This is a genomic window from Arthrobacter sp. FW306-2-2C-D06B (genome assembly GCF_021789175.1).
Lineage (GTDB): Bacteria > Actinomycetota > Actinomycetes > Actinomycetales > Micrococcaceae > Arthrobacter.
This window is the reverse complement of the sequence record NZ_CP084560.1, coordinates 1,519,135-1,533,450: the sequence shown is the minus strand read 5'-3', so window position 1 is coordinate 1,533,450 and position 14,316 is coordinate 1,519,135. Positions and strand designations below refer to the sequence as shown.

14 protein-coding genes and 1 pseudogene are annotated in these 14,316 nt (G+C 63.2%); 6 read left to right on the top strand and 9 right to left on the bottom strand.

Annotated features, from left to right (window positions below; all coding sequences use genetic code 11):
* Positions 1-28: 28 nt before the first annotated feature.
* Positions 29-1,645, bottom strand: a complete 1,617-nt coding sequence (locus LFT47_RS07215) for a solute symporter family protein (RefSeq protein WP_236816595.1) — start codon at positions 1,643-1,645, stop codon at positions 29-31.
* On the bottom strand, positions 1,642-2,019 hold the full coding sequence (locus tag LFT47_RS07210; RefSeq protein WP_236816593.1) for a DUF485 domain-containing protein: 378 nt from the start codon (positions 2,017-2,019) through the stop codon (positions 1,642-1,644). The genes LFT47_RS07215 and LFT47_RS07210 overlap by 4 nt, the downstream gene beginning before the upstream one ends.
* A gap of 164 nt (positions 2,020-2,183) precedes the next feature.
* Here LFT47_RS07210 and LFT47_RS07205 point away from each other — a divergent pair, with 164 nt between their 5' ends.
* From LFT47_RS07205 to LFT47_RS07190, 4 genes are read left to right on the top strand one after another with little or no spacing between them, the layout of a single operon-like run.
* The gene (locus LFT47_RS07205; RefSeq protein WP_236816591.1) at positions 2,184-3,350 is read left to right on the top strand and encodes a histidine kinase; all 1,167 of its coding nucleotides are present in this window, start codon (positions 2,184-2,186) and stop codon (positions 3,348-3,350) included.
* Between the two features lie 15 nt (positions 3,351-3,365).
* A complete protein-coding gene (locus LFT47_RS07200; protein WP_236816590.1) occupies positions 3,366-4,085 on the top strand; it encodes a LytR/AlgR family response regulator transcription factor in 720 nt (239 codons plus the stop codon).
* On the top strand, positions 4,082-4,444 hold the full coding sequence (locus LFT47_RS07195; RefSeq protein ID WP_234753064.1) for a hypothetical protein: 363 nt from the start codon (positions 4,082-4,084) through the stop codon (positions 4,442-4,444). The genes LFT47_RS07200 and LFT47_RS07195 overlap by 4 nt, the downstream gene beginning before the upstream one ends.
* The gene (locus LFT47_RS07190) at positions 4,441-5,913 is read left to right on the top strand and encodes a sodium/solute symporter (RefSeq protein WP_236816588.1); all 1,473 of its coding nucleotides are present in this window, start codon (positions 4,441-4,443) and stop codon (positions 5,911-5,913) included. Before LFT47_RS07195 ends, LFT47_RS07190 begins: the two co-directional genes overlap by 4 nt.
* Here LFT47_RS07190 and LFT47_RS07185 read toward each other — a convergent pair.
* The 6 genes from LFT47_RS07185 to rpsB form a co-directional block, all read right to left on the bottom strand.
* Positions 5,910-6,494, bottom strand: coding sequence for a DivIVA domain-containing protein (locus tag LFT47_RS07185; protein WP_236816585.1), 585 nt, complete (start codon positions 6,492-6,494; stop codon positions 5,910-5,912). The two genes, LFT47_RS07190 and LFT47_RS07185, sit on opposite strands and share 4 nt — an antisense overlap.
* Before the next feature lie 21 nt (positions 6,495-6,515).
* Entirely contained in the window at positions 6,516-7,439 is a 924-nt protein-coding gene (locus LFT47_RS07180; protein ID WP_236816583.1) for a phosphatidate cytidylyltransferase, read from the bottom strand.
* The gene (gene frr, locus LFT47_RS07175) at positions 7,439-7,996 is read right to left on the bottom strand and encodes a ribosome recycling factor (protein WP_078105729.1); all 558 of its coding nucleotides are present in this window, start codon (positions 7,994-7,996) and stop codon (positions 7,439-7,441) included. Before frr ends, LFT47_RS07180 begins: the two co-directional genes overlap by 1 nt.
* 102 nt (positions 7,997-8,098) lie before the next feature.
* Positions 8,099-8,836, bottom strand: coding sequence for a UMP kinase (gene pyrH / locus LFT47_RS07170; protein ID WP_059387847.1), 738 nt, complete (start codon positions 8,834-8,836; stop codon positions 8,099-8,101).
* 146 nt (positions 8,837-8,982) lie between these two features.
* The gene (tsf, locus tag LFT47_RS07165) at positions 8,983-9,819 is read right to left on the bottom strand and encodes a translation elongation factor Ts (RefSeq protein ID WP_234753056.1); all 837 of its coding nucleotides are present in this window, start codon (positions 9,817-9,819) and stop codon (positions 8,983-8,985) included.
* A 120-nt stretch (positions 9,820-9,939) separates the two neighbouring features.
* A complete protein-coding gene (gene rpsB, locus LFT47_RS07160; RefSeq protein WP_236816580.1) occupies positions 9,940-10,842 on the bottom strand; it encodes a 30S ribosomal protein S2 in 903 nt (300 codons plus the stop codon).
* Between the two features lie 435 nt (positions 10,843-11,277).
* Here rpsB and LFT47_RS07155 point away from each other — a divergent pair.
* Positions 11,278-11,685, top strand: a pseudogene (locus tag LFT47_RS07155) (peptidoglycan DD-metalloendopeptidase family protein); the annotation flags it as partial.
* A 120-nt stretch (positions 11,686-11,805) separates the two neighbouring features.
* On the opposite strand, the gene LFT47_RS07150 reads toward LFT47_RS07155, so the two are convergent.
* Entirely contained in the window at positions 11,806-12,996 is a 1,191-nt protein-coding gene (locus LFT47_RS07150) for an acyl-CoA dehydrogenase family protein (protein WP_236816578.1), read from the bottom strand.
* A 239-nt stretch (positions 12,997-13,235) separates the two neighbouring features.
* Here LFT47_RS07150 and LFT47_RS07145 point away from each other — a divergent pair, with 239 nt between their 5' ends.
* Complete coding sequence (locus LFT47_RS07145) at positions 13,236-14,300, top strand: hypothetical protein (protein WP_236816576.1); 1,065 nt, start codon at positions 13,236-13,238, stop codon at positions 14,298-14,300.
* Positions 14,301-14,316: the final 16 nt, after the last annotated feature.

The window sequence follows — 14,316 nt, the reverse complement described above, 5'->3', positions numbered from 1 at the left end:
GAGGGATCGCTGCGTTGGACCGGTATGCCTAGTGGTTCACCGCTTTCTCGGCTCCGACGCCCGTCAGGGAACGGACTTCCATTTCGGCCTGCTTTGCCGTGTCTTCGCGCCGCTTGTCCACAACGGTTCCGAGCCAGCCAAGCAGGAACGCGAGCGGAATGGACACGATTCCCGGGTTGCTCAACGGGAAGACGGCGAAGTTGGCACCCGGGATCATTGACGTCTTGGCACCGGAAACCACCGGCGATAGGGCAATCAGGATGATGGCCGCCGACAGTCCACCGTACATGCTCCAGGTGGCGCCCTGGGTGGTGAACTTCTTCCAGAACAGGGAGTAGAGGATGGTCGGCAAATTCGCTGACGCCGCCACTGCGAAGGCGAGGGCGACGAGGAACGCTACGTTCTGGCCATTGGCGAAAATACCGCCAATGATGGCAAGGACCCCGATGACCACCACAGTCCGCCGGGCCACTTTGACCTCGGTTCCGGGGCCGGCCTTGCCCTTGGAAATGACGTTCGCATAGATATCGTGGGCGAACGACGCCGCCGCCGTGATGGTCAAACCGGCCACCACCGCAAGGATCGTAGCGAACGCGACGGCCGAGATGAAGCCGAGCAGCAACGGCCCGCCCAGGTGGAACGCCAGGAGCGGTGCAGCGGAGTTCACTCCGCCGGGAGCCGATTTGATGGTGTCGGCTCCGACGAGTGCAGCCGCGCCATAGCCGAGGACCAGGGTAAACAGGTAGAACAACCCGATCAGCCAGATGGACCAGACCACCGATTTGCGGGCTTCCTTCGCCGTGGGCACGGTGTAGAAGCGCATCAGCACGTGGGGCAGTGCGGCTGTGCCGAGGACGAGCGCCATCCCGAGGGACAGGAAGTCGAGCTTGGAGGTCTCGGTCTTGCCGTACTGCAAGCCGGGGTTCAGCACGTTGGGGTTCTTGGCGGTATCCGTTGCGGCACCCAACAGGTTGGACAGGTTGAAGCCGTAGATGGACAGCACCCAGAGCGTCATGACTGCCGCTCCGCAGATGAGCAGCACGGCTTTGATGATCTGGACCCACGTGGTGCCCTTCATTCCTCCGATCAGCACGTACATGATCATGAGGGCGCCGACGACGATAATCACCAGGGCTTGTCCGCCCCAGTCGCTGATGCCCAGGAGCAAGGAAATGAGGCTTCCGGCGCCGGCCATCTGCGCCAGCAGGTAGAAAAAGCAGACGACCAAAGTCGTGAGGGCAGCGGCGATCCGCACCGGGCGCTGGCGCAGCCGGAAGGAAAGCACATCGGCCATGGTGAACTTACCCGTGTTTCGCATGAGTTCGGCGACAAGCAGCAACGCGACAAGCCATGCGACGAGGAACCCGATCGAATACAGGAAGCCGTCATAGCCGTTGACCGCGATCGCCCCGGTGATCCCGAGGAAGGAGGCCGCGGAGAGGTAGTCCCCGGCGATGGCGGTGCCGTTCTGCGAACCGGTAAACGAGCGCCCGGCGGCATAGTAGTCGGCAGCCGTTTTGTTGTTCCGGCTGGCCCGGAAGACGATCACCATGGTGACCAGGACGAACAGGGCGAAGATGCCCATGTTCAACAGCGTGGTGTCCTTCAGAGCGGCAACGTTGACCATCGGGACCATGGCACTCATTTCGCTGCCCCCCTCACGGTGTTGCCCTTGTCGAACTCATGGCCCTCGATCTCATTCCGGATTTCCGTGGCTATCGGGTCCAGTTTCCTGTTGGAGTAGTGAACGTACCAGCCCGTAATTCCGAAAGTTGAGACGAACTGCAGCAGGCCCAAAACCAGGCCGACGTTGATGTTGCCCCACAGCTTGGTGGACATGAAGCCCACCGCGTAGTCAGCCAGCAGGACGTAAGCGAAGTACCAAAGCAGGAATGCGATGGCCATTGGAAAGACAAAACTGCGGTGGCGCTTGCGAAGCTCCTGAAACTGCCCCGTTTGCTGGACTTCCTGGAAATCAACGGACGCTGCTGCGTCCGGTGTCTGGGCCTCGTTACCCATGGCTTCCTCCTGGTTGTGGACGTCTCCATCGACCGCGCACTCCTGGCCGATGTGACTGGAATCACTATCCGCCCGGCGGCTGCGCCACTTCCAGATTCACCGGCACAAACGTCGCCCAGCGGGCACGTTGCTGCGCCGAACGGTGTGTTCGCTAGTCTTGCTCCATGCCGGATTCCCCGCTCGTCACCGCCGCCGCCATCGCGGTCATCGTGCTCGCCGTGGCGATCGTCGTCGGGGTCGGTCTCAAGGTGATCCGTTCCTTCCGTGAGCTGGGAACCGACGCCGAGAGGGCCACCTACCAGACCCTGCACGCGGCGTCGCGCGCGGGACAGCACCTGCGCACCGGGCTCCACGCGGCGGGAGCGGCCAAGGCGAGCAAGCAGCTGCGTTCCCTGCTTGGCTGCGACGCCCTGGCGATCACCGACACCGAGTCAGTCCTGGCGTGGGATGGCGCGGCGGAAGAACTCAAAGCGGTACTGATGGAGCTCGCCTCGGGAGTGCTCTCCGACGGGCGGACCGTGGTTGTCCCGGCTTCGCACGCACTGAACGCCGTCGTCGCGCCGATCAGGGCCGGAAACCGCGTGGTGGGAGCCGTGGCGGCCTTCGCCCCGCAAACCGGTGCCGGGTTGGTCCGCGCGACAAGCGAGCTGGCCGACTGGGTGGCCGTGCAAGTCGAATTGGCCGAGCTCGATGCTTCACGCACCTTGCTCATGGAGGCCGAAGTCAGGGCCCTGCGCGCCCAAATCAGCCCCCACTTCATTTACAACTCGCTCAACGCCATAGCCTCGTTCATCAACACTGACCCCGCCAGGGCAAGGGAGTTGGTGGTCGAGTTCGCGGATTTCACCCGGTATTCCTTCCGCCGCCACGGCGATTTCACCACCCTGGCGGAGGAACTTCGGAGCATCGACCGCTACTTACTGTTGGAGAAGGCACGCTTCGGAGACCGGGTGCAAGTGAGCCTCAGGATCGCGCCCGAAGTCCTGAGCACTGTGATTCCCTTCCTGAGCCTGCAACCGCTCGTGGAAAACGCCGTGCGCCATGGGCTTGAAGCGAAGGAAGGACCCGGGCACATCACCATCTGCGCCAACGACTCCGGGGCGTTCGCGGAGGTCACCATCGAGGACGACGGCGTGGGCATTGATCCGGAACACCTGCGCTCGGTCCTGGCGGGGCACGCCGACGGCGACCACGTCGGACTGCGAAACGTCGATGCCCGTCTTCGGCAGGTTTACGGCGACGAACACGGCCTCGTCATCGAGACCGCGCCGGGCGAAGGCACCTTGATCACCATCCGCGTACCAAAGTCCCAGCCGAGCCATGATGCCTGAGGCTAATCTATAACCATGATCAACGTACTCGTCGCCGACGACGAGCTCCCCGCCGTTGAAGAGCTCGCCTACCTGTTGGGTCGGGACGAGCGCATCGGTGCCATCCACCGCGCAGTCTCAGGCGCCGAAGCCCTTAGCGCCCTCGAAACGGAATCCGTGGACGCTGTCTTCCTGGACATCCACATGCCCGCGCTTTCCGGCTTGGACATCGCCCGCGCCATCTCGCGCAGCCCCCGCCCTCCCGCCGTCGTCTTCGTCACCGCGGACGAGGACTGTGCGCTTGAGGCGTTCGAACTGGCCGCCGTCGACTATCTGCTCAAACCGGTGCGCGCCGAGCGCCTGGCGCGTTCCATCAGCCGCATCAGCGAGCTCATCAAGGACGGGAGCAAGGTGCCCGAGATGATCACGGTTGACCAAGGCGGGACGACCCGGATGATCCGGAGGGACGACGTCAGCTACGTCCAGGCCCAGGGAGACTACGCCCGGCTGCACACAGCGGAGGCGAGCTACCTGATCCGGGTACCCCTGAGCGACCTCGAACAGCAGTGGGCGGAAGCCGGATTCATTCGCATCCACCGCTCCTATCTGATGTCCCTCAACCACGTGGGGCATATGAAACTCGCGGCGGCACGGCCAAGTGTCACCGTGGCCGGAGCCGAACTGCCGATCAGCCGCAGGCACCTTCCGGCCGTGCGGGACAAACTCGAGGCCACCCGGATCCGGCCACAAGGATGACCCGCGTCAGGGTCACGGCTCCGCAGTCAGCTGCCCGGATAGCCCCGAAGCGTCCATACCATTCGCGCGAGGCCGCCGAGGACTCGGACGTCGGGCAGGTCTTCGTCCGATCACTCATCCGTTCGCAGTTGCGCCTGGCTGTGGTTGTGGCTTCCGGATTCCTGCTGGTCCTGGCCGCCTACGGCTCCATGGTGGCGCTGGTCCCCCAGCTCGCGCAAATGCGGATTCTCGGCATCCCGGTCAATTGGATCATTCTTGGAGCGGCACTCTATCCGGTGATCGGCCTGAGCGCCTGGTTGTACAACCGCTCCGCGGCAAGGAACGAAGCCCGCTACCGCGATCTTGTGGAGGAGAAGTGAATCCCGCCGTCGGGCTCGCCGCTTTTTTGGGTGTGGCGCTCGCGACGGCGGCGATCGGCTTCTACGGCCTGCGCATTTCGCGCACCACCGGCGACTTTTACGTGGCATCCCGCACTGTCCGGCCATGGTGGAATGCCTCGGCGATCGGCGGCGAATACCTGTCGGCCGCGAGTTTCCTGGGCGTCGCAGGACTGATCCTGATGACCGGAACGGACGCTCTGTGGTTCCCCGTCGGCTACACGGCCGGCTACCTGATGCTGCTGCTGTTCGTGGCCGCCCCGTTGCGCCGATCGGGCGCCTACACGATTCCGGATTTCACAGAGGCCAGGCTCGAGTCGAAAGCCGTCCGACGCGTGACGAGCCTTATCGTCGTCGCTGTCGGATGGCTCTACATCGTGCCGCAGCTTCAAGGCGCCGGGCTCACCATCCGGATCAGCACGGGATTGCCTTCATGGGTGGGCTCCATCGCCGTCGTCGCCGTGGTCTGCGTGACGGTGGTGGCTGGTGGCATGCGTTCCATCACCTTCGTCCAGGCTTTCCAATACTGGCTCAAGTTAACGGCGTTGGCCGTTCCGGTCGTGTTCCTGCTGCTGAACCAGACCGGAGGCGGCTCACCGGTCCTTGCGGAGGCATCCAGCAATCCCACGGGCCTCCCCGCGGCCGGGCTCTACCAGACTGTCTCACTCTTGGTGGCGCTCCTTTTCGGGACACTGGGACTCCCCCACGTCCTTGTCCGCTTCTACACCAACCCGGACGGCCAATCGGCCCGCCGGACCACCCTTATCGTGCTGGGCCTGTTGTCGGTCTTCTATTTGTTCCCGACGGCGTCCGGCCTGCTCGGGCGGGTCTTCGCACCTGAGCTTGCACGCAACGGACGGCCCGACGCCATGGTCCTCCTGCTGCCTGGAAAGCTGCTGGGTGGGGTGCCCGGCGATCTCCTGTCGGCATTGGTGGTTGCCGGCGCGTTTGCGGCATTCCTCTCGACGACGTCGGGATTGGTCGTTTCGCTGGCCGGCGTTATCAGCCAGGACCTTCTTGGCGGGAGCGTGCACGGATTCCGGGTGGCCACCCTCCTGGCGGTCGCTGTCCCCTTGGCTTTTGCGTTCACCACGGATTCGATGGCCCTGGCCGGCAGTGTAGGGCTGGTGTTCGCTTTCACGGCGTCCACCATTTGTCCGGTCCTGGTCCTGGGCATTTGGTGGCGGGGCCTGAGCGACGCAGGCGCGATTGCCGGCATGCTGACGGGAGCCGTCCTGTGCGGGGGTGCGCTCGTATCGAGCACCATTATCGGTTCCGCCGCCCCCGGATGGATCGCCCAGCCCGCGGCGTGGACGGTGCCGGCCGCGTTTGCCGTGATGGTGATGGTCTCCCGGGCCACGAAACACCGGATCCCCGGCACCGTGACCCGGCTGATGACCAGGCTCCATGTCCCGGAACGACCGGTGGCAACGGAGCGCCGGCTGAGCTAGTCGATCGCCGCCATGAGCTCGACGACCCGGTCGAGGAAGGCATCAACCTGCGCCTCTTCGTAGCCGTCGCGCCCGCGGGCCTCGGAGAAAGCGGCTCGGCGGACGTTGTCCACGCTCAGCGGTTTGTCGTTCTCCAGGTAACCGATCAGGGAGACGCACAAGGCATCGACCTCGGCGATGTTGTAACTGCGCGCACGCTTCTTGTCCGGCCGGCGGAAACGTTCACCATCGGGCCGGTGCAGACGGCCGCGCAACACTCCGGAGAGTTTGCCGATTTTCAGCAACCAGGCTTCCTCGCCTTCGGCAGCTATCAGCTCGTCGCGTTCACGCCGGGCGAAGGCATCTTCGAGGCGGTCCAGTGCAGCGTCCACAGCGGTGGCGTCGTAACCGCCCTTGACAGGATCAAACGAAACCGCGCGGACATCGCTGCTGCCGATTTTCTCCGAGGCTTCGGCCCTGTTTTCAAACGACTTCCGGGCGCGCTGGAAAAACTGGTCCACTTGCTTTGCGTTGTAGCCGTACTTGCTGTGCGCCACGCGCTCAAATGCTGCGGGGATCTGGCGACGAATGTCCACTGCCACTGCTTTCCTTCTGGGTGGTTGTCAGGCGCCGCTCAACAGCGCGAAAAGAATATATGCTGCCGGAGCCGCGAAGACGATCGAGTCGAGGCGGTCCATGACCCCGCCGTGTCCAGGCAGGATGCTGCTCATGTCCTTGACGCCAAGTTCCCGTTTGACCATGGACTCCGCGAGGTCACCTGCGGTAGCCGCGGCCACCATGCCTACGGCAAGCACCACGCCGACCCACCAGGGCCTGCCCAGGACGAAGATGCTGGCGAGTATCCCGATGACCATGGCACCTGCCACCGAGCCAGCGAACCCTTCCCAGGTCTTTTTGGGGCTGATCTTGGGAGCCATCGGATGCTTGCCGAACAGCGCCCCGACGAGGTACCCGAAAGTATCGTTGGACACTACCAGCAGCAACATCACGGCAATCTGCCAGGCACCCGCAGGAACCTGCCCGGCGGGCCAGGGACCCGCCGTCGTCGCTCCCCCGCCTGTATGGAGAGGCAGGATGGCAAAGCTGATCAGGAAAGGCACCCAGGCAAGCGTGAAGATTCCGGAGAAGACGCTGCGCGGAGCTCCGGCAGCGCTCTCAAGGGAACGCCAGAGCAGGACGGCCGTGCTGCTCAGCACCATCGCGAAGAGCAGGCTTTCGGTGCCACCGAAGTAAGCAGCCAATGGCATCGCCACGGTACCGGTCAACACGGGGATGATCGGCATCCTGGTGCCCTGGGCTTCGAGGGCACGGAAAATTTCCCACACGCCGAGGACCGCAAACGCGGTGGTCAGGAGAACGAACCCCAGCGGCAGGAAGAGCAGCCCGCAGAGAACGGCAAAGAGCATGGCGAGCCCGACGCCGATGGCGGCCGGAAGATTCCGGCCGGCCTTCGGCGTCGGGTTGCCTCGTTGGCGTCTGGCGCGTGTGGGAATTCCCCGCGCGGGCGCCGGCTCAGCCTCGCTCATCAGACCTCGAGCAGCTCGGCTTCCTTGCGCTTGAGGAGCTCGTCGATACCGTCGACGTGTGCCTTGGTGATGGCGTCGAGTTCCTTCTCGCCACGGGCGCCCTCGTCTTCGCCGGCTTCGCCGTCCTTGACGAGCTTGTCCAGGGCATCCTTGGCCTTGCGCCGGATGCTTCGGATGGAAACCTTTGCGTCCTCACCCTTGCCCTTGACGATCTTGACGTATTCCTTGCGGCGTTCCTGGGTGAGCTCCGGGATGGTGATCCGGATGACGTTGCCGTCGTTGGACGGATTGGCGCCTACCTCGGAGTCGCTCAAGGCCCTTTCGATGTCGCGCATTGAGGTCTTGTCAAAGGGCGTGATCAGAATGGTCCTGGCGTCCGGAATAGCGAAGGAAGCCAGCTGCTGCAGAGGCGTGGGGGTGCCGTAGTATTCCACGATCACCTTGTTGTAGAGCCCGGGGTTCGCACGACCGGTACGGATCGACGCGAAATCCTCCTTGGCTACCTCGACCGCCTTGTCCATCTTTTCCCCGGCTTCGAGCAAGGTTTCTTCGATCACGGTTTCTCCTCAGAAATAGTCGCGCCCCGGTCCACGGGCCGCCATGCACAATAAATTTCCGCCCCTGCGGGCGGAAGAGTCCTAGAAATATCCTAGCCCTTGCTAGGGGGTGACCAAGGTGCCCAGCTTTTCGCCGAGAATGGCGCGGGTGACGTTCCCTTCGCCTTCCATTCCAAAGACAACCATGGACAAATTGTTGTCTTTGCACATGGTCATGGCGGTCTGGTCCATGACGCGGATATCACGGCGCAGGGCCTCGTCGTAGCTGAGCTTTTCCAGCTTCTCGGCCGTGGGATCCTTCTTGGGATCCGCGGTGTACACGCCGTCCACGCCGCTCTTCGCCATGAGGACGACGTCGGCATGCACTTCGAGTGCACGCTGGGCCGCCACAGTGTCGGTGGAGAAGTACGGAAGACCTGCGCCTGCACCGAAGATCACGACGCGGCCCTTCTCCATGTGGCGGATGGCACGGCGCGGAATGTAGGCCTCCGCTACCTGTCCCATGGTGATGGCGCTCTGAACGCGGGTCTCGACGCCCGCCTGCTCCAGGAAATCCTGCAGCGCCAGGCAGTTCATGACAGTGCCGAGCATTCCCATGTAGTCGGCGCGGGAACGGTCCATGCCGCTCTGTGACAGTTCGGCGCCGCGGAAGAAGTTACCGCCGCCTACGACGATTGCCACCTCGACCTCGGAAACAGCTGCGGCGATTTGCTTGGCAATGGCGCGGACGGTTTCCGGGTCCACACCAAGCTTCCCGCCGCCGATGACCTCGCCGGACAGCTTCAGCAGTACACGACGACGGGTCTTCTCCGGATGGATTGCAGTGTTCTCGGTTTCCATGGTGCCTTCCCGTTTGTGGACTCTGGCTAGATTATCTTGCTGGGGGCCGGGCAGAAAGCTGCCGGCTGTGGACGCGCTCGGTGCGGGCCAGTCGTTGCATGCAAAAGGGGCGGCCACCGAAGTGACCACCCCTTTTGTACGTCTAACTAGTTTCCGACGCGGAAACGGGCAACGGCAGTTGCCTTGACGCCGGCCTCTTCGAGGACCTGTGCAACGGTCTTCTTGGAGTCCTTGGCGAATGCCTGGTCCAGGAGAACTTCACCCTTGTAGAAGCCCGTCACGCGGCCTTCTACGATCTTGGTGAGAGCGGCTTCCGGCTTGCCTTCGGCCTTGGCGGTCTCTTCGGCGATGCGGCGCTCGGACTCGACCAGTTCGGCCGGGACGTCTTCGCGGCTCAGGTAGTTCGGGGCCATTGCTGCAACGTGGACGGCAACGTCGTGGGCTGCGGTGGCAGCGGCGTCGCCCTCGCCCTCAACGGCGAACAGGACGCCGACCTGGGCCGGGAGGTCCTTGGAGGTCTTGTGCAGGTAAGCGTCAACCGTGCCGCCTTCAATGCGGGCAATGCGGCGGACAACAACCTTTTCGCCGAGAACGGCGCCTTCTTCGACGACAACCTCGGAAAGGGGCTTGCCGTCGACGTCGATGGCCAGCAGGGTCTCGAGGTCGGCAGCGCCGGACTCGACGGCGACGGCCAGGACCTTGTCGGCCAGCTGGATGAACTTGTCAGCCTTGGCGACGAAGTCGGTCTCGCAGTTGACCTCGATCATTACGCCAACGCCGCCGGTGACCTTGGCTGCAACCAGGCCTTCAGCAGTGGAGCGGCCTTCACGCTTGGTAGCGCCCTTGAGGCCCTTGATGCGGATGATCTCGATGGCCTTCTCGGCGTCGCCGTTAGCCTCGTCAAGAGCCTTCTTGACGTCCATCATGCCGGCGCCGGTGCGCTCGCGCAGGGCCTTGATGTCAGCAGCAGTGTAGTTCGCCATGTGAACCCCTCTGTCTAGAAATTTATGTGTTTACGGACTGACAGGACGGCAGCCCACCTGGTGGGCCGCCATCCTGTCAGTAGCTCCCCGCACCGAAATTGGTGCGGGAAAGGTCCGGATTTACTTGTCTGCTTCGGCTTCGCCAGCAGCAGCTTCGGTGGCCTCGGCGGCCGGGGCTTCGACAGCTTCCGCAGCCGGAGCTTCGACAGCCTCGGCGGCCGGAGCCTCAGCAGCCGGAGCTTCAGCAGCTTCGGCCTTGCTGCCTTCGAGGAGCTCGCGCTCCCACTCAGCCAGCGGCTCTTCCGGAGCCTCTGCAGCACCGGTTGCGCGCTGGTTACGGGCGATGAGGCCCTCAGCAACGGCGTCGGCAACCACGCGGGTCAGCAGGTTTACGGAGCGGATGGCGTCGTCGTTACCCGGGATCGGGAAGTCAACTTCGTCGGGATCGCAGTTGGTGTCCAGGATGGCAACAACCGGGATGTTCAGCTTCTTGGCTTCGTCAACAGCCAGGTGTTCCTTCTTCGTGTCAACAACCCACAGAACGGAAGGAGCCTTGGTCAAGTTGCGGATACCACCGAGGTTGGTTTCCAGCTTGGTGAGTTCACGCTTGAGGAGCAGGAGCTCCTTCTTGGTGTAACCCGAGCCTGCGACGTCCTCGAAGTTGATCTCTTCGAGTTCCTTCATACGCTGGATGCGCTTGGCAACGGTCTGGAAGTTGGTGAGCATACCGCCCAACCAACGCTGGTTGACGTACGGCTGGCCAACACGGGTAGCCTGCTCGGAAATTGCTTCCTGAGCCTGCTTCTTGGTGCCGACGAACAGGACGGTGCCGCCGTGGGCGACAGTAGCCTTGACGAACTCGAAAGCGCGGTCGATGTAGGACAGCGACTGCTGAAGGTCAATGATGTAGATGCCGTTGCGCTCCGTAAAGATGAATCGCTTCATCTTCGGGTTCCAACGACGGGTCTGGTGTCCAAAGTGGACGCCGCTGTCAAGCAGCTGGCGCATAGTTACGACGGGCATGCCGACGCTCCTTCCGGCAGGTCATTCATGAGAGAGCCACACGGGCCGCTCTTACCCTGCCAATAGTTGACGGTTAATTAGCCGGACCCGAACGGGCCTTGGCTCCTGGCATCCATTGCACTTCTCATCCGGCCAATGACTCGCCGGACCGCAAGAGGCACAATCCTCCGCAGCACTGAATCCGCGAGGATTCGCAATTGGAGGGTTGGATACGCGTAGTCAGCCTGGGACCCCCGCGCAACTGAATGAGAAGCGCTTCTGAACAAGCTTGAGGGCACAGCAAACTGCTCCACCAAGTGTACTACAGCGACTCCAGCCTCATGACCGCAAAAGCCCCGGATTCAGCCTCCGCCTTTCGGCAGGTTTCCCGCACCGTTTTCCACATAGCCGGACTGGCGGCTTCCGGACCCCGCGGCGCCAACGAAGGCTTGTTCCATGAGAACTGCAGATCTTCCGGCCTACGTTCTTTTGCTCCTTGCCTTGGGCGCTGCGCCTGCCCCTTTATCGCCGCAGCCGGGCGCGAGCAGCCCCTCCGAAGCCCGCCCGGGCTGGGCGTGGCCGCTCTCGCCAAAGCCCGCGGTCCTGCGCGGCTTCGACCCTCCGGACAAGCCGTGGTTGAGCGGGCACCGCGGCGTGGATTTACGGGCAGCGGACGACGGCGTCACGGTCGCCTCGCCCGCCGACGGCACCGTGAGCTTCGTGGGCGTCGTGGTGGACCGTCCAGTGATCACCATCGACCACGGGGGCGGGCTACGTAGCAGCTTAGAGCCCGTGGACAGCGAACTCGCAGAGGGGGCCACGGTGAACAAGGGCCAAGCCATCGGGGTTGTGGAAACCGGCCACTGCGCGGGATCACCGTGCCTTCATTGGGGAGTGCGGCATGGGGAGGACTACGTCAACCCGCTCGCCTTCGTCACGGATCTCCGGCCGTCCGTGTTGCTGCCTCTCGACGATTTGCTGCCTCTAGACGATGGCCGAAATCCCCGTGATGGCCCGCCCCGTCACAAGGGTGTTGATTTCGTGGGTGCCTTCGTAGGAGTAGATCGCCTCGGCGTCGGCGAAGATCTTGGCCATCTCGTAGTCCGTGACAATGCCGTTGCCGCCCAGGATGCCGCGGCCCAGCGCAACGCTTTCGCGCATGCGGGCCGTCGTGAAGGCTTTCGCCAGCGCGGACTGCTCGTCCTTGGCCACGCCGGCATCCTCAAGCTGGGCGAGACGGACCATCATGCCCATGGAACTCACTGTGTTGCCCAGGATCTGGACGAGTTGTTGCTGCACCAATTGGAACGATGCCAGGGGCCTCCCGAATTGCATCCGTTCAACCGCGTAGCGGCGGGCAACGTCGAACGCGGCAAGCTGCTGGCCCACTGCTTGCCACGCGACCGAAAGCCGCGTGACTTTGAGCACCTTGTTGGTGTCCTTGAAGCTGTTTGCGTGGGCCAGCTTGAAGAAGTCCGGGACAACCACGTTCTCGAGGGTGATGTCGGCATTCTGGACGGTCCGCAGCGAGATCTTGTTCTCGATCTTGCTTGCCTTGAATCCAGGGAGGCTCGTGTCCACCAGGAAACCCTTGACCTGATTGTCGCCGATGTCGCGGGCGAAGACCACAACCCAGTCCGAGAAGGTGGCATTGCCGATCCAGCGCTTGGCCCCATTGAGGATCCAGTTGTCTCCGTCGCGGCGCGCGGTGGTCCGGGTGCCGCCTGCGACGTCCGAGCCACCCAATGGCTCGGTCAGCCCAAAGGCGCCGATCTTCTTGAGGGAGTATATGTCGGGCAGCCAGGCATCCTGCTGCTCTTGGGATGCCAACGCCTCGATTGAACCAGTGAACAAGCCATCGTGAACGCCCATGAAGGTGGCGATTGAGGCATCAGCGCGGGTTGCCTCTGCGTGGACAAGGCCAGCGAACACGTTGGAATAGCCTTGCCGCCTGACCGGACTGACGAGGTCAATCTCAGCCAGTTTGGGAATCAGGTCCATGGGGAATTCCCCGCGGTTCCAGCAATCGACGGCAATCGGCTTGACCTCACGGGAAAGGAAGCCCCGGATCTCAGCCAGCCGGTCCCGCTCCTTGCCCGTGAGCAATTGCTCAAAGCCATAGAAGTCACCGTCGGGATACGGGAGATTCTCGAGGTCGATTGCTGCCTTGGACATGGCACTCCTTCGCGTAAGTTACTGGTGAGTAACTTACAGCAATGACAGTGCTCCACACAAGCAAGCAGGTGCACCGACCTCTTGGCGGACTGCTGTCTTGCGTAGCGTCATCGTCCGAAGCCGAAATGGTTGCCGTTAACCTCCGGGTCTCCCGGTGTTTGCCCTTTGCACGGTTCCCTCCCAGCCCGCCTCCATAGCTTGGCAGGGACATCATTTCCCCAATCTAAGGACGATTTTCAATGCCTGTCTCACGCAACAACCTCAAGCGGACCTCGATGGTGTTGGTTGGCGCCGCAGTCGCCGCCTCCGCTCTTGCCTCGGTTGCCCTGCCGGCATCCGCCGCTGACGAGGGCGAAGCACACGCCCCGGCCGCCGGATTCACCGTGAAGACCTTCTCCCCGGTCGGCACCGAGTCAGCACCCGACGACATCACGCGGATGGGCGACTCCGTGTACGTCTCGTTCCAGAATGGCGTAGGCCCCTTGGGCGAGGCCTCTGCAAACGGCACCACAGCCAGCACCGTTCAGCAGTTCAGCCTCGACGGAAAGCCCGGCAAGTCCTGGCAAGTCACGGGCAAGGTTGACGGGCTTACGGCCGATCCGGAACACCACCGTCTCCTCCTCACCGCCAACGAGGACGGCAACTCGAGCTTCTCCACGATCAGCCCTGAGCAGGCGAAGCCGCTGACCACGTACACATATTCGGGCCTCACCCACGGTGGGGGAACCGATGCCGTATCTGTCGTGAACGGCAAGATCCTCGTCAGTGCCTCAGCGCCGGTTGATACCTCGGGTCCCGCCGCCTATTCCGTCGCATTGGAAGGCACCACCGCCAAACTGACGCCTCTCTTCGGTGACAGCGCCACGGCTACCGCAGCCAATGGCCCCCAGGCTGGAAAGGCAACCACGCTCGGCCTCACGGACCCGGACTCCAACACCCAGGTTCCGGCGGCCGCTCCGCGGTTCAAGAACTCCTTCATGCTTGACGCGCAGGCGGACCAGCAGTTGATCTTCGCTTCCAACCCGGGCAGCAGCAAGCAAGCCCTCCAGATGCTTTCGGTTGCCCAGCCCTTGGATGACACCGTGTTCGCAGCCCACTCCAACCAGACCCTCCTGGTCACGGATCCGAAGGACAACAAGGTCTTCTCCATCACTGGCCCGTTCAAGGCCGGCGAAGCCGTCTCCACGGTGGTGCCCGACGCCGGACCCGCCTACCTGGCAAACCTGGACTTGGGAACGGGCGCTCTCGCCCCGATCAAGGAACTCGCCTCCATCCAGCCCAAGGGCTTGATGTTCACCGGCTAAAGGGCCCTCACTTGTC

What these genes read in the sequence shown, in the direction of transcription:
- LFT47_RS07180 (WP_236816583.1), bottom strand. Translation starts at nt 7,439, where the DNA reads ATGAGCGAGGCTGAGCCGGCGCCCGCGCGGGGAATTCCCACACGCGCC.
- tsf (WP_234753056.1), bottom strand. Translation starts at nt 9,819, where the DNA reads ATGGCGAACTACACTGCTGCTGACATCAAGGCCCTGCGCGAGCGCACC.
- LFT47_RS07195 (WP_234753064.1), top strand. Translation starts at nt 4,082, where the DNA reads ATGACCCGCGTCAGGGTCACGGCTCCGCAGTCAGCTGCCCGGATAGCC.
- LFT47_RS07200 (WP_236816590.1), top strand. Translation starts at nt 3,366, where the DNA reads ATGATCAACGTACTCGTCGCCGACGACGAGCTCCCCGCCGTTGAAGAG.
- LFT47_RS07150 (WP_236816578.1), bottom strand. Translation starts at nt 12,996, where the DNA reads ATGTCCAAGGCAGCAATCGACCTCGAGAATCTCCCGTATCCCGACGGT.
- LFT47_RS07145 (WP_236816576.1), top strand. Translation starts at nt 13,236, where the DNA reads ATGCCTGTCTCACGCAACAACCTCAAGCGGACCTCGATGGTGTTGGTT.
- pyrH (WP_059387847.1), bottom strand. Translation starts at nt 8,836, where the DNA reads ATGGAAACCGAGAACACTGCAATCCATCCGGAGAAGACCCGTCGTCGT.
- LFT47_RS07210 (WP_236816593.1), bottom strand. Translation starts at nt 2,019, where the DNA reads ATGGGTAACGAGGCCCAGACACCGGACGCAGCAGCGTCCGTTGATTTC.
- LFT47_RS07215 (WP_236816595.1), bottom strand. Translation starts at nt 1,645, where the DNA reads ATGAGTGCCATGGTCCCGATGGTCAACGTTGCCGCTCTGAAGGACACC.
- LFT47_RS07205 (WP_236816591.1), top strand. Translation starts at nt 2,184, where the DNA reads ATGCCGGATTCCCCGCTCGTCACCGCCGCCGCCATCGCGGTCATCGTG.
- rpsB (WP_236816580.1), bottom strand. Translation starts at nt 10,842, where the DNA reads ATGCCCGTCGTAACTATGCGCCAGCTGCTTGACAGCGGCGTCCACTTT.